Here is a 924-nt window from a genome sequence, read left to right as displayed (position 1 = left end):
CAACAACGCTGGTCAAACGAACTAGGTGACAGTGAACAATCACCTTAACAAATCATTAATGCTTACTTTAGATCTAGTAGTTTTATCGACTTGCTTTATGATGACTACACAGTAAAGCCCAGGCTTACCTGCTTCCTTAGCAGGTAATACTCCTGGAACTACAACAGAATAAGCCGGAATTCTACCGTAAATAATTTCACCTGTATCTCTGTATATTATTTTTGTAGAGCTACAGATAAACACTCCCATACTAATTACTGCTCCTTCTTCTACTATTACCCCTTCTGCTATCTCCGATCTTGCACCGATAAAACAATTATCTTCAATGATAACGGGCTTTGCTTGTAGCGGTTCAAGAACCCCTCCTATTCCTGTACCACCTGCAATATGGCAATTCTTACCGATTTGAGCACATGAGCCGATAGTAGCCCATGTATCAATCATTGTTCCCTCATCTATATAAGCACCTATATTAATGAAAGAAGGCATAATTACAACATTTTTAGCTATATAAGTACCAGTTCTAACAACAGCTCCGGGAACTTTACGTATAGCTGCTTCTTTGAATATATTTTTATCAATACCCACAGAAAATTTAGGAGCAACTTTGTCATACCAACTATTATAATTGTTATTATAAAGTTGTGATTCCGTAGTGATAAAATATAGCAATATAGCCTTCTTTACCCATTCATTAACCTCCCAACTATTTTCTTTCTTTTCACAAACACGAATTGTACCTTGATTTAAGCTTTCTATAATATCATTAAGTGTTTTTCTTAATGTTATAAGCTTTGAAGAATCTTGAAGAAGTTGGTCCTTAATTTGCCAAGCTTCTTCAATTGCTTTAATAATAGAGGACATATCTTTTAACTGTTTTATTGCCAAAAATAATAAATAAGGTTATCATGAAGTCAAACATAA

At 34.3% G+C, this 924-nt stretch carries 1 protein-coding gene; it reads right to left on the bottom strand.

The genetic code is table 11. The features are described 5' to 3' along the window. Positions 1 to 39 precede the first annotated feature (39 nt). Positions 40 to 864, bottom strand: a complete 825-nt coding sequence (dapD, locus tag A452_RS0100875; protein ID WP_014413112.1) for a 2,3,4,5-tetrahydropyridine-2,6-dicarboxylate N-succinyltransferase — start codon at positions 862 to 864, stop codon at positions 40 to 42. Positions 865 to 924: the final 60 nt, after the last annotated feature.

The sequence above is a fragment of the Rickettsia australis str. Phillips genome (genome assembly GCF_000273745.1).
GTDB lineage: Bacteria > Pseudomonadota > Alphaproteobacteria > Rickettsiales > Rickettsiaceae > Rickettsia > Rickettsia australis.
The sequence above is the reverse complement of the archived record's forward strand: the minus strand, read 5'-3'. Positions and strand labels throughout refer to the sequence as shown.